Source organism: Sporosarcina cyprini (genome assembly GCF_022048975.1).
GTDB lineage: Bacteria > Bacillota > Bacilli > Bacillales_A > Planococcaceae > Sporosarcina > Sporosarcina cyprini.
Window position 1 is genome coordinate 310,687 of record NZ_JAKMHX010000030.1, and the last position, 23,518, is coordinate 334,204.

Annotated in this window: 26 protein-coding genes and 1 riboswitch; of the genes, 2 read left to right on the plus strand and 24 right to left on the minus strand. The window is 45.9% G+C overall.

All coding sequences use genetic code 11. The annotated features are described in order from the left end of the window. Positions 1–59: 59 nt before the first annotated feature. From L7D49_RS14045 to L7D49_RS14125, 17 genes are all read right to left on the minus strand, one after another. Positions 60–944 carry a polyprenyl synthetase family protein gene (locus tag L7D49_RS14045; protein WP_238081898.1) on the minus strand — a complete coding sequence of 295 codons (885 nt, stop codon included), beginning with the start codon at positions 942–944 and terminating at the stop codon, positions 60–62. Beyond that, positions 937–1,179 (minus strand): exodeoxyribonuclease VII small subunit, encoded by a 243-nt coding sequence (locus L7D49_RS14050; protein ID WP_238081900.1) that lies wholly within the window; start codon positions 1,177–1,179, stop codon positions 937–939. Before L7D49_RS14050 ends, L7D49_RS14045 begins: the two co-directional genes overlap by 8 nt. Further along, positions 1,180–2,535, minus strand: a complete 1,356-nt coding sequence (gene xseA / locus L7D49_RS14055) for an exodeoxyribonuclease VII large subunit (protein WP_238081903.1) — start codon at positions 2,533–2,535, stop codon at positions 1,180–1,182. 90 nt (positions 2,536–2,625) lie between these two features. Continuing rightward, entirely contained in the window at positions 2,626–3,486 is an 861-nt protein-coding gene (folD, locus tag L7D49_RS14060) for a bifunctional methylenetetrahydrofolate dehydrogenase/methenyltetrahydrofolate cyclohydrolase FolD (protein WP_238081906.1), read from the minus strand. A gap of 22 nt (positions 3,487–3,508) precedes the next feature. Beyond that, on the minus strand, positions 3,509–3,892 hold the full coding sequence (gene nusB / locus L7D49_RS14065) for a transcription antitermination factor NusB (protein ID WP_238081908.1): 384 nt from the start codon (positions 3,890–3,892) through the stop codon (positions 3,509–3,511). Between the two features lie 184 nt (positions 3,893–4,076). Then, positions 4,077–4,478, minus strand: coding sequence for an Asp23/Gls24 family envelope stress response protein (locus L7D49_RS14070; protein WP_238081910.1), 402 nt, complete (start codon positions 4,476–4,478; stop codon positions 4,077–4,079). Positions 4,479–4,540: 62 nt separating this feature from the next. Then, positions 4,541–5,887 carry an acetyl-CoA carboxylase biotin carboxylase subunit gene (accC, locus tag L7D49_RS14075; RefSeq protein WP_238081912.1) on the minus strand — a complete coding sequence of 449 codons (1,347 nt, stop codon included), beginning with the start codon at positions 5,885–5,887 and terminating at the stop codon, positions 4,541–4,543. A 13-nt stretch (positions 5,888–5,900) separates the two neighbouring features. Beyond that, complete coding sequence (gene accB, locus L7D49_RS14080) at positions 5,901–6,419, minus strand: acetyl-CoA carboxylase biotin carboxyl carrier protein (RefSeq protein WP_238081914.1); 519 nt, start codon at positions 6,417–6,419, stop codon at positions 5,901–5,903. 242 nt (positions 6,420–6,661) lie between these two features. Continuing rightward, positions 6,662–7,198 carry a SpoIIIAH-like family protein gene (locus L7D49_RS14085; RefSeq protein ID WP_238081915.1) on the minus strand — a complete coding sequence of 179 codons (537 nt, stop codon included), beginning with the start codon at positions 7,196–7,198 and terminating at the stop codon, positions 6,662–6,664. Further along, complete coding sequence (locus tag L7D49_RS14090) at positions 7,185–7,613, minus strand: hypothetical protein (RefSeq protein WP_238081917.1); 429 nt, start codon at positions 7,611–7,613, stop codon at positions 7,185–7,187. The genes L7D49_RS14085 and L7D49_RS14090 overlap by 14 nt, the downstream gene beginning before the upstream one ends. Before the next feature lie 242 nt (positions 7,614–7,855). Continuing rightward, positions 7,856–8,755, minus strand: a complete 900-nt coding sequence (locus L7D49_RS14095) for a stage III sporulation protein AE (RefSeq protein ID WP_238081919.1) — start codon at positions 8,753–8,755, stop codon at positions 7,856–7,858. Positions 8,756–8,770: 15 nt separating this feature from the next. Further along, on the minus strand, positions 8,771–9,148 hold the full coding sequence (locus L7D49_RS14100; protein WP_238081921.1) for a SpoIIIAC/SpoIIIAD family protein: 378 nt from the start codon (positions 9,146–9,148) through the stop codon (positions 8,771–8,773). Continuing rightward, positions 9,149–9,358 carry a SpoIIIAC/SpoIIIAD family protein gene (locus L7D49_RS14105; RefSeq protein ID WP_184210116.1) on the minus strand — a complete coding sequence of 70 codons (210 nt, stop codon included), beginning with the start codon at positions 9,356–9,358 and terminating at the stop codon, positions 9,149–9,151. Between the two features lie 142 nt (positions 9,359–9,500). Continuing rightward, entirely contained in the window at positions 9,501–10,058 is a 558-nt protein-coding gene (gene efp, locus L7D49_RS14110) for an elongation factor P (protein WP_238081923.1), read from the minus strand. A 22-nt stretch (positions 10,059–10,080) separates the two neighbouring features. Continuing rightward, positions 10,081–11,139 carry a M24 family metallopeptidase gene (locus L7D49_RS14115; RefSeq protein ID WP_238081925.1) on the minus strand — a complete coding sequence of 353 codons (1,059 nt, stop codon included), beginning with the start codon at positions 11,137–11,139 and terminating at the stop codon, positions 10,081–10,083. Beyond that, complete coding sequence (gene aroQ / locus L7D49_RS14120) at positions 11,136–11,582, minus strand: type II 3-dehydroquinate dehydratase (protein ID WP_238081927.1); 447 nt, start codon at positions 11,580–11,582, stop codon at positions 11,136–11,138. The genes L7D49_RS14115 and aroQ overlap by 4 nt, the downstream gene beginning before the upstream one ends. Before the next feature lie 62 nt (positions 11,583–11,644). Continuing rightward, positions 11,645–12,073 carry a hypothetical protein gene (locus tag L7D49_RS14125; protein ID WP_238081929.1) on the minus strand — a complete coding sequence of 143 codons (429 nt, stop codon included), beginning with the start codon at positions 12,071–12,073 and terminating at the stop codon, positions 11,645–11,647. 161 nt (positions 12,074–12,234) lie between these two features. Here L7D49_RS14125 and L7D49_RS14130 point away from each other — a divergent pair, with 161 nt between their 5' ends. Continuing rightward, entirely contained in the window at positions 12,235–13,218 is a 984-nt protein-coding gene (locus L7D49_RS14130; protein WP_238081931.1) for a DUF1385 domain-containing protein, read from the plus strand. A gap of 221 nt (positions 13,219–13,439) precedes the next feature. Here L7D49_RS14130 and L7D49_RS14135 read toward each other — a convergent pair whose 3' ends face one another. The 3 genes from L7D49_RS14135 to L7D49_RS14145 all read right to left on the minus strand — a co-directional run bounded on the left by L7D49_RS14135 (position 13,440) and on the right by L7D49_RS14145 (position 17,458). Further along, positions 13,440–13,667, minus strand: coding sequence for a hypothetical protein (locus tag L7D49_RS14135; protein WP_238081933.1), 228 nt, complete (start codon positions 13,665–13,667; stop codon positions 13,440–13,442). Positions 13,668–13,887: 220 nt separating this feature from the next. Next, entirely contained in the window at positions 13,888–16,452 is a 2,565-nt protein-coding gene (locus tag L7D49_RS14140) for a vitamin B12-dependent ribonucleotide reductase (protein WP_238081935.1), read from the minus strand. Positions 16,453–16,621: 169 nt separating this feature from the next. Further along, positions 16,622–17,458, minus strand: coding sequence for a lipoate--protein ligase family protein (locus L7D49_RS14145; RefSeq protein WP_238081937.1), 837 nt, complete (start codon positions 17,456–17,458; stop codon positions 16,622–16,624). A gap of 266 nt (positions 17,459–17,724) precedes the next feature. Between L7D49_RS14145 and L7D49_RS14150 the strand changes: the two genes are divergently transcribed. Then, the gene (locus L7D49_RS14150) at positions 17,725–18,042 is read left to right on the plus strand and encodes a rhodanese-like domain-containing protein (protein WP_269136019.1); all 318 of its coding nucleotides are present in this window, start codon (positions 17,725–17,727) and stop codon (positions 18,040–18,042) included. Between the two features lie 309 nt (positions 18,043–18,351). Here the strand turns inward: L7D49_RS14150 and gcvPB are convergent, their stop codons facing one another. From gcvPB to L7D49_RS14170, 4 genes are all read right to left on the minus strand, one after another. Further along, entirely contained in the window at positions 18,352–19,833 is a 1,482-nt protein-coding gene (gcvPB, locus tag L7D49_RS14155; RefSeq protein WP_238081939.1) for an aminomethyl-transferring glycine dehydrogenase subunit GcvPB, read from the minus strand. Further along, positions 19,826–21,172 (minus strand): aminomethyl-transferring glycine dehydrogenase subunit GcvPA, encoded by a 1,347-nt coding sequence (gcvPA, locus tag L7D49_RS14160; protein ID WP_238081941.1) that lies wholly within the window; start codon positions 21,170–21,172, stop codon positions 19,826–19,828. Before gcvPA ends, gcvPB begins: the two co-directional genes overlap by 8 nt. A gap of 25 nt (positions 21,173–21,197) precedes the next feature. Further along, entirely contained in the window at positions 21,198–22,295 is a 1,098-nt protein-coding gene (gene gcvT, locus L7D49_RS14165) for a glycine cleavage system aminomethyltransferase GcvT (protein ID WP_238081943.1), read from the minus strand. 237 nt (positions 22,296–22,532) lie between these two features. Continuing rightward, a riboswitch (glycine riboswitch) is annotated at positions 22,533–22,625 on the minus strand. 221 nt (positions 22,626–22,846) lie between these two features. After that, positions 22,847–23,365, minus strand: coding sequence for a shikimate kinase (locus L7D49_RS14170; protein WP_238081945.1), 519 nt, complete (start codon positions 23,363–23,365; stop codon positions 22,847–22,849). Positions 23,366–23,518: the final 153 nt, after the last annotated feature.

The window sequence follows — 23,518 nt, forward strand, 5'->3', positions numbered from 1 at the left end:
GGGTCCCCAATACAACATATTGGTCCGAAGGGATGAGATAAATTCAAACCTTTTCCGCTTCATGCATTACGATCGACAATATAATCAGCGAAAAGACCTAAAAGCGGCTGATCATCAGCGAGGAATTCAATTGATTCCAAAGCGGATTGATGATGCTTGCGCAAACGCTCCTCTGCTCCATCGAGCCCCAGCAAGGCGGGATACGTCGATTTCTCCCTTTCAGCATCGCTGCCAGCAGTCTTTCCAAGCTGCTCGGTCGTAGAAGTGATGTCCAAAATATCGTCTTTTATTTGAAATGCGAGACCGATATTTTTCGCATAATCCTTCAATTTCACAATTTGTTCTTCGTTCGCTTTAGCTAAGATGGCACCGGCTTCTATGCAAAATGATAGCAGTGCGCCTGTCTTGTGCAGATGAACCGTCTCTAATTGTTCAAGTGATAAAGAACGATGTTCCCCTTCAATATCAAGCACTTGTCCGCCAACCATGCCGCTTGGTCCAGAGGCATCCGCCAGGAGAGTAATAATGCGCAGGGCATCTTGCGGATCGGTCTCTTTCAACGTTGATAATTGTTTAAAGGCCAATGTCTGCAGTGCATCGCCTGCCAAAACTGCAACCGCTTCGCCGTAAACTTTATGATTCGTCGGCTTTCCGCGTCTAAAGTCATCATCGTCCATACTCGGCAAATCATCGTGGATCAGCGAATAAGTATGGATCATTTCAACAGCACAGGCTACGGCCACTGCATCTTCAGAAGACGCCTGCAGATCCTCCAAGGTTGCGAGAACGAGCATTGGCCGAATCCGTTTGCCACCCGCTTGGATGGAATAAGCCATGGAATCTTTCAGTGAGGAAGGGATTCCCGCTTCCTCCAACATGCCTTCCATAGCCTGATCGATTATTGGCATCTTTTCATCTATGAACCGCTTGAGTCTCTCATTCATTAGCTTCGGCCCCTTTTTCCGGATTGAACGGTCTTTGCTGCCCATCAGGATCAATGACCGAAATCAATTGTTTCTCCGCATCTTGTAATTTACCATGGCAGTATTGCGATAGCTCCATTCCTTTTTTATATAGGGATATCGCATCCTCCAAGGGCACATCACCAGTTTCCAATCGCTGGACGATCTCTTCCAATTTGAGCATCGCTTCCTCAAAACGAAGATTGTCGTTTTCCATTTAGTTCTCCCCCTCGTCGTTCAATCGTACCGATTTTATATCTGCTTCAACCACGCCGTCTTGGAGCCGAATTTGGACCGGATCCCCTGCTTCAAGCTGAGCCGCTTTTTTAACGACTTGCCCCTCCTGGTAGGTGACAGAAAAACCACGTTCCATGATCTGGAGTGGATTCAACGCTTTTAACATTCGGATGGACGATGTGAATCGCTCCTGTCGGGATTGAAGAAAGCGATTTGCTGCTAGTTTCATTCTGTCCGTATGCCGGTCGATATTTCGCCGTTCCTCGCTGATCTTTTGGGCAGGTGAATAAAATGCAAGGATCCTGTCCAATCGTTGATGTTCCATCTTCCGTTTCGTAGTAATTTCTCTCCCGCTTCGATAGAGTCTGTCCTCTAAGACACTCAATTTCTCAGTGAACGGACGATAGAGCCTCTCTGGAAATTGGAATGGATAAGAAGTTTCACAGACAGACAGGCGCCTTCTCTCATGTTTAATCTGATTTGATAACGATAGATAAAGAGACCGTTTTCTCTCTAAAATCCGTTCGAAGAGCTCTTCTTTGGAAGGGACAGCCATTTCTGCTGCCGCGGTAGGTGTCGGAGCTCGGCGATCCGCAACAAAATCAGCGATGGTCGTATCCGTTTCATGCCCGACCGCGCTAATAATTGGTATTTTAGAGGAGAATATGGATCTTGCCACTATTTCTTCATTAAAAGCCCATAAATCCTCAATGGAACCGCCGCCTCGGCCGACGATCAAGACATCAATGGAACCGAAAGATTCCGCTTGGGCAATCGCTTTTACAATAGAAGGGGCTGCTTGCGGTCCTTGTACAACTGCTGGGAACAGAACAATTTCGGCTAGCGGGTACCGACGGGCTATCGTTGAACAAATATCCCGGATAGCTGCACCCGACTGAGCCGTCACGACACCGACCTTTTTGGGCAAAGGAGGCAATGGCTGTTTCCAGCGAGGATCAAACAATCCTTCCTTCCCAAGACTTTCCTTCAGCTGCTCAAATGCCAAATAAAGGGCACCAACTCCGTCCGGCTGCATCGTCTGGACATACAATTGGTACTGGCCACTCGCTTCATAGACATTGACGTCGCCTGTCAACAGGACGTTCATTCCTTCTTCAGGTTTGAATTTTAATTGGGATGCATTCGATCGGAACATTGCTGATTGAATCCGGCTCTTGTCATCTTTCAAAGTGAAATAGATATGACCGCTCGGATGGACTTTGACATTCGATAACTCGCCTTTGACGAAAACATTCCGCAAATGAGGATCGGCGTCAAATTTTCTTTTTATGTATTTGGTTAACGCGTTGACAGATAAGTATGGAAGACCGGTCATATCATTTTTCACCTCCAACAAAGAATGGACAAGGGAATGGCTTTCGCATTTCGAGCGGAAAGCGTCCGCCTTCCGCTGGCTTTTGCTGCATTAGGAGTGGCGTGCGCAAGCCTTCTCAGCGCTTTGCAATGTATTTTTCAATAGCATTGTAATGGTCATAGGACCTACTCCGCCAGGGACGGGCGTAATAGCTGATGCCACATTTTTCACTTGTTCATAATCGACATCTCCGCAAAGCTTCCCGTTTTCATCACGGTTCATGCCGACATCAATGACAACCGCATCTTTTTTGACATGCTCAGCCGTAATAAATTTTGGAATCCCGATGGCGACCACTAGAATATCGGCTTGCTTCGTAAAGCTGGCTAAATCTGTTGTCCGAGAATGACAATAAGTGACGGTTGCATTTTTTTGGAGCAGCAGCTGTCCCATTGGTTTACCGACAATATTGCTACGTCCGATGACTACGGCATGCTTCCCTTCGAGATCGATGCCTGACCGTTCCAATAAAGCCATGATGCCATGTGGAGTGCAGGGCAGGAATGTCTCTTGTCCAATCATCATCTTTCCGACATTTACCGGATGAAATCCATCCACATCTTTCGCCGGAGTAATCGAACCGATAATTAAATCTTCATCTATATGTTTCGGCAGCGGTAACTGCACAAGAATTCCATGAATGCTTTCGTCCTGATTCAATTCTTCTACTTTTCCTAACAGCTCGTCCGTCGAGACTGTTTCAGGAAGTTCGATGAGGACTGACTTCATTCCGACTTCAATGCTCGACTTTTCCTTGTTCTTCACATAGGTTTGCGAGGCAGGATTATCACCTACCAAAATGACCGCGAGTCCTGGCTGACACCCTTTATGCACCAGTTTGCCGACACTCTGCTTTACCTCTTCCCTAATCTCCTTGCCGATTACACGTCCATCAATCACTTTGCCAGTCATCACTGATTCCTCCAGACAATAATTATTCTTGTTCTTCGAATTTGGAAAGAACACCGTTTACAAATCGTCCTGATTTTTCATCTCCGTACAGCTTACAAAGCTCGATTGCCTCGTTTAATACGACTTTATGCGGCACGTCTCCGCCAAACAGCAATTCAAAAGCTGCCAAGCGCAATACAGTCCGCTCGATTTTCGGCAAACGGTCCAATGACCATTTTTCCAATTTGCCAATCAATTGTTCGTCAATTTCCGACAAATGCTCCACAGTGCCGCGCACGAGCTTCTCATAAAATGGATCGATCGGCCGTTCTACTACATAAGCAATCGCTTCATCCGCAGTCAATTCGGTATTATCCAACTGAAAAAGCGTCTGTACCGCTTTTTCCCTGGCTTCTCTTCGTTTCATTCAGTCTTCTCCTCCACTACTGTATATCTCGGGCTTAATCATAGCATATCCTGCGAGTATTTATATAGCATAACAAGTTGAAAAGCATCATCCGAAGACGATGCTTTTCTCTGCCCGGATTTCCATAGGACTGTTCGAAGCGCAGTCATGGATGTGATGAGTGCATCCCATCATCCGGCATGCACTATTTTGTGTCCGATGCCACGTCGAAGTCGATGCCAGTAATGTGGACATTCACTTCTTTCGTTTCGAGCGAAGTCATATGGTAAATGGCATGACGAACTTGTTTTTGAATGTTTGTCGCGACTTCCGGTATGGAATGGCCGTATTCGACGACACAATAAATATCAACTTTCAGTTCTTCGTCTGACCAATCCGTTTTAACCCCTTTGCCATGGTTCACTTTGCCAAATTTTTCAGCAACGCCTGTGGCAAAATTGCCTTTTGTCTTTGCTACACCATCCACTTCATTTGTCGCGATGCCGACAATGACTTCCAGTACTTCAGGCGCAAGCTGCACACGGCCAAGTGCCGCATGGCCTTCCGGATCTTTTCCGACAAATGATGGGTTTGTCTTTTCTGCCATACCAAATCTCCTCCTCGGATATCATGCTATGCCAAGGAGTGCCGAAGAAATCGGCATCTCCCTTATTTCATCACATCATATTTTTCAAGAAACTTCGTATCAAAATCTCCTGACTTAAAGACCTCGTGGTCCATTAAGTTCGAGTGGAACGGAATCGTCGTATTGACGCCTTCAATAATAAATTCTCCAAGCGCACGTTTCATGCGTGCAACCGCTTCTTCCCTCGTATCACCATGCACAATGAGTTTAGCGACCATGGAATCATAAAACGGCGGAATGGAGTAGCCCGGGTACATCGCGCTGTCCACGCGAACGCCGAAACCGCCAGGAGCCATATACATTGTCACTTTCCCCGGTGATGGCATGAAGTTTTTCTCTGGATTCTCCGCATTGATCCGGCATTCCATAGCCCATCCGTTAATCTTAATATCCTCTTGCTTGTATGCCAGCTTTTCACCTGCCGCCACGAGCAATTGCTGTTTTATTAAATCAATGCCAGTGATCATTTCCGTGACAGGGTGCTCCACTTGGATTCTTGTATTCATTTCCATGAAATAGAACTTTTTATTAATATGATCAAATATGAATTCCACTGTTCCTGCACCGCGATAATTAACGGCTTCAGCCGCTTTCACTGCAGCTTCTCCCATCTCTTGGCGCAATTCAGGCGTTAAAGCCGGTGACGGAGCTTCTTCCAGAAGTTTCTGCATGCGACGCTGAATGGAACAGTCCCGCTCACCTAAATGGATCGTGTTACCATGCTTGTCGGCAAGCACCTGAACTTCGACATGGCGGAACTCCTCAATGAACTTCTCCAAGTAGACACCTGGATTGCCAAACGCGGCAGCTGCCTCTTTTTGAGTGATCTTAATTCCTTTTACAAGTTCCTCTTCATTTCTTGCGACGCGGATCCCTTTACCGCCACCGCCAGCTGTTGCTTTAATAATGACTGGGAAACCTATCTGTTTCGCGACTTCTAATCCTTCGACTTCATCAGCAACAATTCCGTCCGATCCAGGTACAATCGGAACTCCCGCTTGGCGCATCGTTTCTCTTGCAACGTCTTTTGTACCCATTTTTGATATTGCCGCAGCAGTCGGTCCTATGAATTCGATATTCACTTCTTCGCAAAGCTCCGCAAAGCTCGCATTCTCCGCAAGAAAGCCGTAGCCCGGGTGAATGCCGTCACATCCCGTTAATTTAGCAACGCTGATAATGTTGGAAAAGTTTAAGTAGCTATCTTTAGACAACTTTGGTCCGATGCAATACGCTTCGTCCGCAAGTTCAACGTGAAGGGCTTCCTGATCTGCTTCCGAATAGACCGCCACTGTTTTAATTCCCATTTCCCTGCATGCTCGAATTATCCGTACTGCGATTTCACCACGATTTGCAATTAGTACTTTTTTCATTTCAAACTCCTCCTCAATTCTCTTTGACGAGGAAGAGAGGTTGTCCGTATTCGACGAGCTGCCCATCTTCCACAAGAACCTCCACGATTTCTCCGGAAACTTCTGCTTCAATTTCATTAAACAGCTTCATCGCTTCCACGATGCAAACAACAGTATCCGGTTTCACTTGATCGCCTTTTTGAGCATATGCAGGTGCGTCCGGCGAAGAGGCTTTGTAGAATGTTCCTACCATTGGTGAAGTAATTTTGTGCAATGAAGCGTCCTCTTGCACTTTCTCAGCTGGTGCTGCAGCCGGCTGATGCTCTTTGCTTTCTGGTTGAGCCGCAGCAACAGGCGCTGCAGCCGGTTGCTCCACTACTGGCTGCTGGATTGGCGCTTGCTCAGTTTTTTGGACTTGCGGGGCGACAGTCACTTGTTGGATGCCAGCCTTTTCAAGTTTGATTTTTGTTCCTTCCGATTCGAATGTAAATTTTTCAATGGATGATTGATCGATCAATTTAATTATTTCACGAATTTCTTGGATTTTTAACATGACTCGATTCTCCTGACTACAATATATTTAGAATCCCTTCCCCTTTATTTTAGACGTTTTTACGAAAGAATGAAATAGATAAAGGTTATTATGTCCGATAGAAACAAAAAAAGACCCTGATAATGGGCCTTTTAACGAAACATTGCCATTCATTCTTACCAAAGTTTGAGAATTAGGGCAATGTTCTCTCGTGTAACCAGCTGTTGTGTACAGCCTTTTATATTTTTTTAATCCTAAAATGCTTAATTTCCAGTGAAGTCCACTTTTACCTGGCGAGTGTCATCCCAGTTCGCCCATATATACTTGGTGATTTCATCTGCCAATTCTTTCGAATGGCCTTCTTGGGCCAGCACTGTTACAGCGACCTTGCCGTTATCTTTACGGACGAACACTTCCGGATAGCCCAGCGCTTTGATTTGCATTTCCATTAATGCTTCTGCTGACGTTTGTTTCGTCAGATCTTCCAGCGCATTAAATGCTTCATTTTTCTCCTCGACCGTATAATCCGAAGAAAGTGTCTTTGCCTCTAATTGTTCCTTCAACTTGCTTCGCTCGTCCAGGACTTGCATCCGCATTTCTTCAAATAGGACAGACTCGGCAAAGACTGGCTTCGTTGCGTCTTTCGTATTGGTCAATGTGATGGCATCAGAATCTTTATCTCCAAAAATCGCAAGCCCATCAAACTGCATTGGTGCTTCTCTGTTTAAATAATAGATGGAGATGACCGCTACCAGGCTGAGTAATGTTAAAAACCATACTGTTCGTTTATTCGCTTTCAAGTTGAGTCCCCCTTTTCTTCATTTCTTCGATGACAATTCGATGTTCAGGCAGCTGCAGTACCGATGAAAGGATTTGCTTCATTCTGTTTTTCATCCTCATATCATCTGCCCCCTCCGCCACAACTAATATCCCTTGCAGCGGATTGCCTGTCTTATTGGAACGGCTGGACAGTGAAAAATAGTCCGAGAGCGGGTCGGCAGGCTTTACGCCCTTTTCATAATGAGGATAGATGATCACTTCCCCAATCCCTTCAATACTCATCAACGCCTTTTCAAGTTCTGCATATTCCCGGCTCTCCTCCCCCTTTCCTTTCTCCCCCCCAAACGATCCTAGTGTCGTGTTGATGAATATGATGACAAGAACAACAATGGAACCTAGCAATAAAGGAAATGTTTTTCTTTTTGTTTTCTGCATTTCATCACCATTTCATTTCTTTGAGCCGGATATGGGTAGTCATCTATGTTTAACAGTATGCTTGGTCACCACAGGCTATGACCAAAAATTGTGGAGAACGAATGAATTATCCAAATACCCATGGCAATTTTCATGATAGCCAGAAAATCGTCTTCCAGATCATCAGGGAGCAATAAAGGCAGTACGACAGATAGAACCGACAACAGCAATATTCCACTCATAAACTGTACGATGGCAACCACTCATTTCACGCTTGTCATCAATTTGATAATGATAATCGAAAAGATTGCTGTATAGATGAAAGCAAAGGCAACCAAAAAGGAAATCGCACATAGCACAAAGAGCGTCTTCCCGATATCATCAAGCGTCCCTGTAATATCTTCATTGGCAAACGGTTCAATTAAAGCCGCTGTCCATCGATAGAGGAAGCCTGTCACCAACGTCTTAAGGGTCGGCAGGAGAGCGACCGTCCAGACGGTCATAATCAGCCAACCTCCGATAAAGACGCTGGCGCCCGATGTATACCGTCCCATCGCCCCGAGACTGTCGGTCATCAGTGATCCAATGAGTGGTATATTTTGTTTAATCAATTCTTTGATCGGCTCACTGGTGACGCCGGATAGCGCCCATGACATCGTCCCGCCTGTCGTAATGAAAATCGCATAGGCTGCTACAATCGCCGAGACGGCTCCGAGCAGGCCTGTTCGCAGCAAGTCCGACATCTTGGTAAAAGGCATGGACGGCTGAAGTCGTGATAGGATGTCAAACAAGAGTGCCGCCGCAAGTACCGGAATCAAAATCTTTTCCGAGAGAATGACGATGCCGTTCGCGAATAGCAGCATGGCCGGCTGAAAATTAAGCAAACCGAATGTTCCGCCGGATGCCACGATACTCGCTGTTAGAAGCGGATAGACAGAAATGAATGTCATGGCGACTGTATGAGTAATCTCCCGGATGGCGATAAACTGATCAAATGCCGGCTGCAGTACAACCGCAATGACGACGATAAACAGAAGCAGCCTCGTCCACTTGGAAAAGGCGGGAAATAGAAAATTAAGCAACAGGACGATGAAGGTAACGAGCAATACGATAATGAATGAGGAAAGTACAGTGCTAACGACAGATAAGAAAAATGACAGCATAGGATTTTCTTCCGTTCATTTAGTAATGAGTGATGAGAGTGTTTCGATCATTGCTTTCAAGTGTGGGATCCATAACGTCAAAATGACAATTTTCATTGCCAACTGCGATAAGGAGGCGATTGATCCGTATCCTTCCTCTCTTATATGCATCGCTACCAATTCTGACAGAATAAAGAGCAAGGCACTTCCGACGAGCAATTTGACATAAGGGCCTGGCATAATACCGAATAGTTCAATGATTGTTTGACCAAAAGGCAACAGGAACATACTGAAAATGTAGAGCAGAAGGATGAAAAAAATGGCGGCATACAAAATCGGTTTTAATCCTGGCGCAACATAAGCAATAATGAGCAGCACAACATAAACGACGATCATCTGGAATAATGTGAACATTTACATCGCCAACGAAAGCCATTGGAAAAACTCAGCGATTTCTGCAAAAAAGATCCGCAGGAAACGGAGCATTTCAACCGCAATGTATATGTAAGCAAGAAAGAAAAGGAAAAACGAGAATTCCTTTTTTCCTGTTTGCTCAAAAAATACATGTAGAAAACCGATGACGAGTCCAATGCCCGCAATCCTCAATAAATCGCTCAATTCCAAACGGTTTCCCCCTCCTGTTTTAACGTATGAGGCGTGGGGTGGAAATATGAAGCCGTCTTTCACACATTAGGTTTCTATTTGAATAAACAAAAAAACACTTCGCACTCCCTCTGTCAGGAATGCAAAGTGTTTGGGTACTTAATTATGCTCTTGAAACGTATTCGCCTTCTTCAGTATTGATGATCAATTTATCACCTGTGTTAACGAAGAATGGTACTTGAACGACGAGGCCCGTTTCCATTTTAGCTGGTTTCGAACCGCCGCTCGCAGTGTCACCTTTAATGCCTGGTTCTGTTTCAGCGACTTCCAATACAACCGTTGACGGAAGTTCAACACCAAGCACTTCATCTTTGTACGAGATGATGTGCACTTCCATGTTTTCTTTTAAATATTTCAATTCTTCTTCGATCTGGTTGGATGGCAGCTCGATTTGCTCGTACGATTCATTGTCCATGAATACATGGTCATCCCCGTTTGCATATAGGTATTGCATACGGCGGTTGTCGATTTGTGCTTTCTCAACTTTTTCACCCGCACGGAACGTCTTTTCGTTCACGTTTCCAGAGCGCAGATTACGCAATTTGGAACGTACAAATGCAGCTCCCTTACCCGGCTTAACGTGTTGGAAATCAATAACGCGCCAAATGTCGCCGTCCACTTCAATTGTCAAGCCTGTTTTAAATTCGTTTACTGAAATCATGCTGTTTCCTCCATTTTGAACATTATAGGATAATTAATTCTTTCGGTGAATGTGTCAAGCGTTCATTTCCGGTTTCGGTCATGATGATATCATCCTCAATCCGGACGCCACCAATGCCTGGCAAGTAAATGCCTGGTTCAACCGTTACAGCCATATTTGGTACGAGCACTGTTTCCGAACGGAAGGACAATGCAGGCCCTTCATGCACTTCAAGGCCAATACCATGTCCTGTGGAATGTCCGAATGCATCTCCATAACCTTTTGACTTAATATAGTCGCGAGCCACGGCATCCGCTTCAATACCTGTCATACCCGGTTTGATCTGTTCCAAAGCCAACTGCTGGGCAACACGTGTCACCTCATAGATTTCCTTCAATTGCGCAGACGGTTCACCAACTGCCACCGTCCGTGTGATATCAGAAATATAGCCATTATACAATGCACCATAGTCAAGTGTCACTAAGTCACCCGACTCAATCACTTTATCCGAGGCGACGCCATGTGGCAAGGCCCCCCGGACACCAGAAGCGACGATTGTAGAGAATGAAGAAGATTCCGCTCCTTGTTTCCTCATGAACATTTCCAGTTCATTGGACACTTCCAGTTCCGTAACGCCAGGCTTAATGAATGTGCAAATATGAGCGAAAGCATCATCTGCAATTTTCGCCGCCTGCTTGAGGATTTCAATCTCCTCAGGCGTTTTCACCATCCGAAGTGTCTCGATCATGCCAGAAACCGGACGTAAGTCTGCATTCACTTTCTCTTTATACAACTCATACATGCCGAACGAAACATCGTCCTTCTCAAATCCAAGCGTATGGATATTCATTGATTTCACTTGCTCTGCAACTTCTTCAATGATCGTTTTCTCATGTTTAACGATGCGGAAGCCTGATACTTGCTTGGCTGCCTGTTCCGTATAACGGAAATCGGTAATAAAAACAGCATCCTCTTTTGAAATGACTGCAACTCCTGCAGTCCCGGTAAATCCGGTGATGTAACGACGGTTGTATGGATTGGTAACGAGTAATGCGTCCAACTCTTTTTCTTTTAGCAAATCTCTCAATTTCGCCAGTTTCATAGTTTGACCCCTTTTCCTCGGAGAAGGAACGCCTGGAGGGCAAGTTCGTAGCCATCTGTGCCAAAGCCCGATAGTTGGCCAATGCAAACAGGGGCGATGACAGACGTTTGTCGAAATGCTTCCCGGCTATGTATGTTTGAAATATGAACCTCGATGACCGGTACAGTAACCGATGCCACAGCGTCACGGAGCGCGATGCTGTAATGGGTAAATGCACCCGGATTAAAAATGATGCCATCGACGCCTTCATCCTCCGCATCATGAATACGGTCAATCAACGCGCCCTCTGAATTCGACTGGAAAAACTGGACTTCCACTAGAGAATCGGCTGCGACATCCCGCAGCTTGCGTTCCACATCCTCCAGGGTTTCCGCCCCATAGATCCCCGGCTCTCTTTTTCCCAGCCGATTCAGATTCGGTCCATTCAGAACTAGTACTTTCACCGACGCACCATTCCCCTCATCTTTTTCTTTCCCATTTTATCATATCGTTCCATTGTCGCAACCTATTTCGTCGCTTCTTTCGGAAGTTTCTTCATAAAGACCGCAGTCCCTGTGATAAAACGGATGGCCACTGCCACAATCGCCAAAAAAGGATAAGAAATGGAACGGAACCCTTCCATCAGAGTCGAAGGAACCAGAATACTCCATTCAATAGCAAAAGCTAAAATAATGCTAACGATGAGCGAAGTAATGGTGGGCGGAATCGAACTTGTTAAGGAAATCAAGTAATAGAAGATGATTGTAATGATAAATAACAGAATAAATAACAACGTCCACTTCCAAAAGGCACTTGATGAACCAAACAGTTCCCAGCGATTTGCCCACCCGACAGGCGACCAATCGATAAAATGAAAAAAGTGCAGGCCTCGCAATGCGACTAACATGCCTACTGATGCGACTAAAGATGTCCATACCATTGTTTTTGTTTTCATTAACCATCCCTCCTATTGGAAAGTGTCGGGACAATCAAGAAATTTTAAACCTATTCTGTGGAGTCCTTGGCGCATTTTTAGTACAATAGAGAAATAATTAAAGATGGGACAAGTTCTAAAGCAGTGTACCCGTCAATTAAGAAGAAGGTGTGGGGAGTCCTATGAGCAAAAAGCAAGCACCTGCGTACGGTGGCCAAGCCTTGATAGAGGGTGTCATGTTCGGCAGCCGTGATCATACTGTTACAGCAATTCGCAGGAAAGATAGTTCCCTTGATTATTTTTATCTGCCGAAAAAACAGAAGCCACTCGCGCAAAAACTAAAAAAAATCCCATTTCTCCGCGGCATCGTCGCTTTGATTGAGTCAGCGGGAATTGGTTCACGACATTTAACTTTCGCCAGTGAACGGTATGATGTGATGCCTGGCGAGGAAGTCGAGCAAGCACCGGAAGAAACATCCAAACTGACAATGATCCTTGGGGTCGCCGCAGTTGGTGTCCTATCGTTTTTATTCGGTAAATTTGCATTCACACTCGTTCCAGTCTTCTTGGCGCAGTTGTTCGAATCCATTGCTCCAGGCAAGACTGCACAAATATTGTTGGAGAGTTTCTTTAAATTAGTCCTGCTTCTCGGTTATGTCTCGTTAATTTCGATGACTCCCCTCATTAAACGTGTTTTCAAATACCACGGAGCGGAGCACAAAGTCATTAATGCATATGAGAACGGACTGCCTTTAACAGTTGAAAACGTACAAGCCCAGTCGCGTCTCCATTACCGATGCGGCAGTAGCTTTTTGTTATTCACCGTCATCGTAGGGATGTTCATTTATTTCCTTGTTCCGGCCGATCCATTTTGGCTGCGGATCGTCAATCGAATTTTATTGATCCCTGTCGTCCTCGGCGTGTCGTTTGAAGTATTGCAGTTCACCAACTCATTACGGAATATTCCGGTCCTCAAATATTTAGGCTATCCGGGATTATGGCTGCAATTGCTGACAACGAAAGAACCGGAAGACGACCAAGTGGAAGTCGCCATCGCTTCTTTCAACAGGCTGCTCGACATTGAAGAACATGGCATTGAAAATGTAGAAGTAGTCCAGCCGGTTACGGATTCTTCTTCTTCATCTTCCGCAATACAAGCAAATTAATTGAAGCTGCAGGTTCACCTGAAAAGGGGACCTGCAGTTTTTTATTGGTGATGAATAGGAGGTATCTTCCAAATCCACTAGATAGGTAGTGCTGGCATTGGTATTTTCCTGCTTAGATTTTCTTTTGTTTTTCTTCGCGAACCGCTCGTATATCCCTGGCAACCACTCGTATCCTCGGGCGAACCGCTCGTATATTTTTTCATTCTCTCGTATCTTCCCGCTTACCGCTCGTATAACCATCGAACCGCTCGATTATCCCCCGCAACTTCTCGTATCCTCTGGCGAACCGCTCGTATAATTTTTCTTTCTCTCGTATCTTCCCGTCTACCGCTCGTATAACCATCGAACCGCTCGATTATCCCTTGCAACCTCTCGTATCCTTTGCCGAACCGCTCGTATATTTTTTCATTCTCTCGTATCTCTCCGTCTACCGCTCGTTTATCTTTCATACCGCTCGATTATCCCCCGCAACCTCTCGTATCCTCGGGCGAACCGCTCGTATAATTTTTCTTTCTCTCGTATCTCCCCGGCTACCGCTCATATATCTAGCGAACCGCTCGATTATCCCTTGCAACCTCTCGTATCCTCTGCCAAACCGCTCGTAAACGTAAAATAAAAAAATCAGGTGAAGAAAAACCGTTCATTTTTCTCCACCTGATTTATGCTATTTTACAAACCGCATTTCAATTGTGCGTTACAATTTGTGCAAGTGTTGCAACCACCGATCTCTTCTACTGTCCCTTGTCGGCATACCGGGCAAGTGTTCCCGACTTCTGAACCGATCGTGACGTTAGTAGAACGCAAATCTTGGATGGTGTTAATGAGGACGACTTTTCGTTGTTCGACGATTTCCTCTTCCATCGGCGCCATTTCCATGACGTTTTCTTCCGCCTTCAGCGTGAGTACCTGGGAATCCCGGCTGCCGTCGACGTAAACCGTTCCACCTTTTGCTCCGCCTTTATAAAGACGCTCATAGACACTTTCTACTTGCTTCACGCTGTATCCTCTAGGTGCGTTCACCGTTTTGGAGATGGAACTGTCGATCCAGCGCTGGATGATGCACTGAACATCAGCATGCGCTTCGGGTGAAAGGCTCATGGAAGAAACGAACCAATTTGGCAAGTGATTCGGATCTGCTTCCGGATTCCGTTTCAAATATTCTTCCACAATGTTTGCTTTCACTTCGATGAATTTGCCGAGACGTCCACTACGATAGTATGTGAAGGAGAAATATGGCTCCAGCCCTGTCGATACTCCGACCATCGTGCCCGTAGATCCCGTTGGTGCCACTGTCAGCAAATGCGAGTTCCGGATACCATGCTCCAGCACGGAATGACGGATATCTTCCGGCATCTTCTTCATAAAGCCAGTAGAAATATAAGCTTCACGCAACGCTTTTGTTTCCTTCTCGTCTTTGCCAATCAAGAATGGGAAGCTTCCCTTCTCTTTGGCCAATTCGATGGATTCACGATACGCAGTCGTCGCAATCGTTTCAAACACTTTATCGACCAGCTCATTGCCTTCCGGCGAACCGTATTCCTTTTCACAATAAATTAACAGATCGGCAAGACCCATGACACCGAGACCAACGCGGCGCTCTCCAAGTGCCTGGACTTTATTTTCTTCCAAGAAGTAAGGGGTAGAGTCGATGACGTTGTCCTGCATGCGGACGCCGACACGGACCGTCTCTTTTAGTTTTTCATAGTCTACCGTCTTTGTTTCTTTATCTGTCATCTCTGCTAAGTTGACCGCAGCCAGGTTACATACAGAATATGGTGCAAGCGGCTGTTCCCCGCAAGGGTTTGTTGCGACAACCTGCTGGCCATAGGCTTTTGCGTTCGTTTCTTTGTTGGCATTGTCAATAAAGAAAATGCCAGGTTCTGCGGAATATGTCGCGCAGATATTGATTAAATCCCAGAGAGCACGGGCTTTGATCGTCCGGTAGACACGCACTTCATGGCCTTGTCTTTCCCATTCCCGGACATCTCCGACCTTGTGCCATTCCTCATTGTATACTTCCATTTCTTCAGGGGAATAATTTTCCACCGCCGGGAAGCGCAGTTCAAAGTCAGCATCTTCCTCAACAGCTTTCATGAAGTCATCTGTCAATGTGACGGAAATATTGGCACCTGTTAAAAATTCCGGATTATGAACTGTATACGTACCGCCATCGCGGAGTTTCATTTCCGCATCACGCAAGATTGCTTCATTGAAGCCGCCCATACCAGGGATTGTCCGATAGTTCAAGATCCCTTGATACATCGCTTCTTCCTGTGCTGTCAGCGGTTTGAACTTCAACTTCTCGTTTGCAAGCTTCTTAATCAATTCCTCTTCCGTATTTTCCAGTAGATATCGGAGGATTCGTGGATTTTGCATCTTCGAGATAATAAACTCGCAAATATCTGGATGCCAGTCAGCAAGCATGATCATTTGAGCACCGCGTCTTGAACCGCCCTGCTCAACCAAATGCGTCAATTTCGCAATATCGTCAAGCCAGGAGACGGAACCGGAAGACTTCCCGTTCACTCCACGCGCAAGCGTATTGCGCGGTCGCAGCGTCGAACCATTCGTTCCTACGCCGCCGCCACGGCTCATAATTTCCATTACTTGTTTGCGGTGATCCGAGATTCCTTCTCTGGAATCCGGAACGAACGGCATGACATAGCAATTGAAGAACGTGACTTCTGTATCGGACCCCGCACCATATAGCACACGGCCAGCAGGTACAAAATTCAAGTTAGATAATTGTTTGTAGAACATGTCAAAAGATGACTTCCGCTGTTCTTCCGTTTGTTCGACGGATGCCAGCCCTGTTGCGTTTCGTTTGGCAATCTGCTCATAAAACACTTCAAGTGGCTTCTCGATAACATCCAGTGGACGTGTCACAATGCCCTTCTCCTGTTCTTCTGGGTCATCGATCGAAGAACGATACTCAGTTTCAATCCAAATATCCGCCTTGCCCGCTTTTTTATCCAAGCCCACCACAAAACCTAGGCCACGAGCTGGAAATTTCGGGTCTTCCTTCACTGTGAGGACGACAAAGTCACCCACTTTTAACGTTTTCTTTTCGGTATCCTTAAAAGAATATCTATCTATCATGACAAGCCGCGAAACACCGCTATGCTCGATTCTCATATCGTCCGTGATCGGGTGGACTTGCGGGAATTTCGCAATATCCGTGTTCAACTGTGCCTTGTCCAATTTCGGCTCGTCGTGCTTTGAAACAATGACCATGCTTGCGTCCTCCTTCGAATTAATTCACTAAAACACAACATGTTGTATTATGTATATAACCTAATCTACTACATCTTGAAACTACGTTCAACGAAGAAAAATATTCTCACAACTAGAAAGCCGATAACGTCGGTATTCGTCGAAAAAAAATGAAACGAAAGTCCGATTTTTACTTTCGATATGTCCAGGAATCCGCCAAATATTTCGTTCGTTCGATCTCCTTGACATACTCCAGTTGTTCATCCGTCAATTCCAGCGGTTCAAGCGTCATATCAAGTGCCTTCTCAAACCCAGTTGCAAAGGCAGGAATGCACTCATCCACTGTGATCGGACGATTTGTCAGCCGGTCAATGGCCACTGCCTTTTCTGGCAATCCTTTTCGCATACGTTCACGCGCCTCTTCTGACTCGAATTTAAATAACGAGACGAGCTTCTCTTCATCCAAACTGAGCAAGATGGCGCCGTGCTGAAGGATAACACCTTTTTGACGGGTTTGAGCGCTTCCTGCCACCTTCTTACCTTCCACAACGAGCTCGTACCAGCTTGGTGCGTCAAAGCATACTGCACTTTTTGGTTTACGCAGCCGTTCATTCTGCTCCTCCGTAACCGGTACAGAAAATTCCGCTTGCAGACCAAGATTCCGGAAACCTTCCAACAGGCCGCCTGAAATAACTCGGTATGCTTCCGTCACCGTCTCAGGCATGTCCTCGTAATCCTCCCTTACGATGACACTGTAGGTCAATTCATGTTCATGAAGGACGCCTCTTCCGCCTGTCGGCCGTCTGACGAAGCCAAGATTATGCCTCTCTACGGCTTCCATATCAATTTCCTTTTCCACTCGCTGGAAATATCCAATCGACAAGGTGGCAGGCTGCCATTCATAAAAACGCAGAACCGGTCCGATCTCCCCTCTGCTATGCCAATCAAGAAGCGCTTCATCGAGCGCCATGTTAAAAGATGGCGAACACTTTCCGGAATTAATGAAATGCCAAACCTCTTTTTCCATACCAATTCCCCTTCCAATCAACAATGTTGCCGACCTAGAAGTGGAAAATGCCCATGCTAATAAGCAGCGGCATCCCTTGTCCAGGTCGGCGAAATATTCTTTTATGCTTGCCGATTCATTACAACGAATTTCATTTTATCATTCTCATTGAACATGTGCTACTTAATCTTTATAATGGACTTATAGAAAGAAAGGGGAAAATCGAAGTGGATTTATATATCTTAGGGGCGGTCGTCCTTCTCCTCATCCTCTACATCGTCATCACGATGTTACGCCTGCGTAAAGCGGTCACAAACTTGACGCAAGAGGATTTTATCAACGGTTACCGGAAAGCGCAGCTTATCGATGTGCGGGAACCGAAGGAGTTTGAAGCGGGCCACATTCTCGGAGCGAGAAATATCCCATACTCCCAGTTCCGGCAGCGTTATAAAGAAATCCGTGCGGATAAGCCCGTCTACTTGTACGATCAAAACGGCGGCAAAAGTGCAAGAGCCGCTCTATTCTTGAAAAAGAAAGAGTATACACAGCTCTTCCACCTCCAAGGCGGATTCCGTACGTGGACAGGCAAAATTAGAAGCAAATGATGACAAAGTTCTTCCTCCGGGAGGAACTTTTTCTATTACAATAAATTCTCCCATGCCTGCATCCCTCCTGACAGCCTCCTTAGAATCCTTGACACCCGTAACCATCCAGACGGGTTACAGGCTGCTTTCGAGCTTCCTCGGGCCTCCTGGCATGCATCCGGTCTTCCTTCGGCTGAGCAGCAGGCCGTTGTTTATTTCATTAGCGGCCGCCTCTTCGAAAAGCCTTCAGGAACTCTCAACACAAAAAACTGCACGCCCAAATGTTTGCTTGATACAAACATTCGGCGTGCAGCCAAAATTTAATACGGATTATGCGTTAACCAGTTCCTCTTCTTTTTTCTTAAAGCGAAGAACTGGATGACGTGCCGCTTTTGTTTCGTCCAAACGGTTAACGACCGTTGTATGAGGCGCCTCTTGGACAATTTCCGGCGTTTCTTCGACTTCCTTGGCAATTTGGATCATTGCATCGATGAAGGAATCGAGCGTTTCTTTCGATTCAGTCTCGGTTGGTTCAATCATCATGCCTTCCTCTACATTAAGCGGGAAGTAGATCGTTGGCGGATGGAAACCGAAGTCAAGCAGGCGTTTTGCCATATCGAGTGTACGTACACCGAGTTTCTTTTGTCTGCGGCCTGATAAAACAAATTCATGCTTGCAATGCTGCGGATATGGCAGATCAAAATACGGCTCCAATCTGCGCATCATGTAGTTTGCATTCAGTACCGCATACTCCGTAACTGCCTTCAATCCATCCGGCCCCATAGAGCGGATATACGTGTAGGCACGTAAATAAATGCCGAAGTTTCCGTAGAACGGTTTCACACGGCCGATTGATTGCGGACGGTCATACTCGAATGTATAGCTGTCCCCTTCTTTAACGAGAACCGGCTTCGGCAAGAACGGAGCCAAATCCGCTTTCACGCCGACTGGGCCAGAGCCTGGTCCGCCGCCGCCATGCGGGCCTGTAAACGTCTTATGCAAATTCAAATGGACAGCGTCAAAGCCCATATCGCCCGGGCGTGCTTTGGCCATAACGGCGTTTAAGTTAGCACCGTCATAGTATAGCTTCCCGCCGACACCATGAACGATTTCAGCCATTGTTAAAATATCCTCTTCAAAGAGTCCGAGTGTATTCGGATTTGTCAGCATGAGGGCCGCTGTGTCAGGTCCAACTTTAGATTTTAGATCGTCGATATCGACTAGGCCGTTGTCATTTGACTTAACTGTAATCGTATCGAATCCTGCAACCGTTGCGGAAGCAGGGTTTGTGCCATGGGCAGAATCCGGCACAAGCACTTTTGTCCGATTGAAATCGCCGTTTGACTCATGGAATGCACGGATCATCATGAGCGCAGTCCATTCACCATGTGCACCAGCAGCCGGCTGAAGCGTCACTTCGTCCATACCTGTAATTTCAGAAAGATGTTCCTGCAAGTCATACATGATTTCCATTGCACCTTGAACAGTGGCTTCATCCTGCAGTGGATGGATATTCGCGAAACCAGATAGGCGGGCAACCGCTTCATTGATTTTTGGGTTGTACTTCATCGTACAAGATCCAAGCGGATAGAATCCTGTATCTACTCCGTGATTCCGATTGGAAAGCGCAGTATAGTGTCGCATAATATCAAGCTCCGAGACTTCCGGCAGCTCTGCCTCTTCAGAGCGGATATAAGTTTCAGGCAACAAGTTTGTCAAATCGACTTCCGGTACGTCCAATTCAGGGAGGCTATAGCCGATCCGTCCCTCTTTTGATATTTCAAAAATCAGCGGTTGATTTTCATTACGCATGAAGGGCCTCCATTTCCTGCACGAGCGCATCAATTTCTTCTTTTGTCCGTTGTTCTGTCACAGCGATCAATGTGTGATTAGCCAGTTCCGGATATGTGGAACTAAGGTCATAGCCGCCAATCATTCCTTTATGGAATAACTGCTCGTTCACTTCAGCCACCGGCTTTTTCACATCCACTACGATTTCGTTAAAGTGGACGTTGCCAAATTTAACATCAAAGCCTGCTTTCTCGAATGCCTCTTTTGCATATCTTGTTTTGGCAATGTTTTGATATGCTATTTCCTTGACGCCCACTTTTCCAAGTGCCGTCATCGCAACAGATGCTGCAAGTGCATTCAGTGCTTGGTTTGAGCAAATATTAGATGTCGCTTTATCACGGCGGATATGCTGCTCACGCGCTTGAAGCGTAAGAACATAACCTCTTCTTCCATCTTCATCTGTCGTCTCGCCGACAAGACGTCCAGGCACTTTTCGCATAAGCTTTGTCGTCGTCGCGAAATATCCACAGTGCGGGCCGCCGAATTGTTCTGGAATGCCGAACGGCTGAGCATCGCCAACTGTAATATCCGCACCAAGTTTGCCTGGAGGCGTCAAGACGCCAAGCGCCAGCGGGTTGGACGAAACAATGAATAGCCCGCCTTGATCATGTGCAATTTTTCCGATCTTCTCGATATCTTCTACTTGACCGAAGAAGTTTGGATATTGGACTAGAACCGCAGCAGTATCACCATCGATTAACTGTTCTAACTTTTCCATGTCCGTAACGCCATCTTTGTGTGGAATCGTGACGACTTCAATGAATTGGCCAGCTGCATAAGCTTGCACTACATCCCTGGATTCCGGATGGACTGTTTCGGAAACAAGCAGCTTTTTACGGCGTGTATGGCCAGCCGCAAGCGTTCCTGCTTCTGCAAGCGCAGTTCCGCCGTCATACATGGAAGAGTTGGCGAGATCCATGCCTGTCAATTCACAGATCATTGTCTGGAACTCAAAGATCGCCTGTAGTTCACCTTGGGAAATCTCCGGCTGATACGGTGTATAGGCCGTATAGAACTCAGAACGGGAAATTACATGGTCAACAATGATCGGCTTATAATGATCATAGACACCTGCACCAAGGAACGATGTATAGTGGCGGGAATCAGCATTTTTGCTCGCCAAATGAGACAATTCTTTCATCAGAGCCGTTTCCGATTTTGCAGGTTTAATGTCTAATTCACCTTTGAATCGTACTTTTTCTGGAATATCTTCAAACAATTCATCCACAGTTGCGATGCCGATGGCCGCTAGCATTTCATCGCGGTCCGTTTCCGTCATCGGAATATAACGATGCTTCATATCCACAAATCCCCTCTTCATTTCATTATCGTTTATAAAATGGTGTTGCGATGACAACCGCTTTCAGACGTTTCGAACGGATTTCGACTTCCACTTCATTTCCTGCTTCTGTCTGTTTCGAATCAACAAGGGCGAACCCGATATTCTTTTTCAATGTCGGTGACTGTGTTCCTGTCGTCACTTCGCCGATCTCCTCGTCTCCAACAAACACTTTGTAACCAGTGCGCGGAATCCCTTTGTCAATCATTTCAATGCCGACAAGTTTCCTCGGAACACCTTGTTCCTTCTGAGAAGCTAGCGCCTCTTTGCCAATGAAGTCGGATTCTTTATTGAGTTTGACGACAAACCCAAGTCCCGCTTCGAGTGGAGAAATATCTTTGGATAGCTCTTGTCCATAGAGTGGAAGTCCGGCTTCAAAACGCAATGTATCACGAGCGCCCAAACCTGCCGGGAGAACTCCTTCCTCTTTTCCTGCTTCGAGAATGGCCGACCATAACGCGACTACTGTGTCTGGCGAACCGTACAATTCAAATCCGTCTTCCCCTGTATAACCGGTTCTCGAGACGAGAACCTCATGTCCCGCCACGTTTACGCCTTCCTTGAAACGGAAAAATTTAATTTCTTCCAATGGCTGGTCAGTCAACTTCTGAAGAACCTCTTGTGCTTTTGGTCCTTGAAGAGCCAACAAACCATACTCATTTGATTTATCCTCTATTATGACATCCTCTGAGGCATGCTTTTTCATCCATTCCACATCTTTATCGATATTGGACGCATTGACGACTAAAAGATAGTCGTTCTCTCCTCTTTTATAGATTAGGAGATCATCCACTGTACCGCCATTTTCATAACACATCGCTGTATACTGGGCTTGCCCGTCCTTCAACTTGGAGACATCATTTGTTACAAGTTTTTGCAGAAATGCAAGTGCCCCTTCTCCTGAGACAAAAACTTCTCCCATATGGGATACATCAAACAGACCGGCTTGCGTTCGCACCGCTTCATGTTCGGCTTTGATTCCAGAGAATTGAACTGGCAGCTCCCAGCCTCCAAAATCAATCGTTTTGCCTCCATATTCCGCATAAGTATCGAAAAGGGCCGTGCGTTTCAACGATTCAACCATGCCAATTTCCCCCTAGTCTAATAGTAAAGTAGAGCTCCGAACAAATCGGATCTCCCCGATGTTCGGTTGTGCAAGCAATCCGCAGCAAGACGATCGCGCTGACAATCGCCAGCTCGCTGTCCACGAAAAAAAGACAGAAGTCCCCTATAGAAAAGGAACCTCTGTCCGTGTACCTGAAAGTTTGACCTTGCGGCTTTCCTCGTTGGTGGCCGATCGAATCGACACTCTCCAGAGATGCGTCATGAACGGGTCTTTTTACCTGAGAGATTCATAACTTCCGTTACTTGCTCCTTCGGCGACGCCTAATACGTGCTCTCCCCGCTCAGTCATCCGCGATATTCAATTGCTTGCACAAAATGTGTAAGATTCCGACGAATCAGTACCCTATTGCCTTATATCTTAACATTTCAAATCTGCATACGCAATCATTTTTAGCATCTCGTATTTTTTACGAACATTAAACTACTTTTATTAATTAATGTTCGTGTTTGAGGGTTTCCTGTCGATTCTAGCACCAAGAAAAAATTAGATAGCCTATCAATATATCCCGATCATTCCTCGGGTTCCTTAAGCCTGCCAATCTGAAACGCTATGTAGTCAGCTATTTCATAAATGGAGCGGCCCGCTGTCTCCACTCTGAAATGAGCGCTCTTTAAATAATGTGGCTTGCGTTTGAAATACAGGCTCTCCAGTTCTTGACGGGTTGAGCGCTGGACGATGGGGCGATTTTTATCTGTCGAGATACGGCGCCATATTTCATAGAACGGAGCATTCAGGAAGAAGACCAGGCCCGTGTCCCTCATAATACGCCGATTCTCCTCCTTCATCGCAACGCCTCCGCCAGTTGCAATAATGCAATACTGATCCGGAAAGCGTCGCAAGAAGTCCGTCTCCATCTCTCGGAATCGCTCTTCACCATATGTCTCAAATATTTGAGGAATTGTCATCCCTGTATCGTTGACGATTTCCGCATCCATGTCGAAAAAAGGCATATCCACCATATTGCTTAATCGTTTGCCAATGGCACTTTTACCACTGCCCATGTATCCGACCAAGTAGACTTTCTTCATTTTCATCCACCCTATTTAATGTCTTGATCAATTCCTTTTCGTAGTATTGTTCAAGAGAATCGTAAGTTTTATATAAATTACTATGCCATGAAACGAGGGTAAAAAGAAAGAGGCTGACAAAAAATAATAATATTAATGCAGCCGCGAACAGGG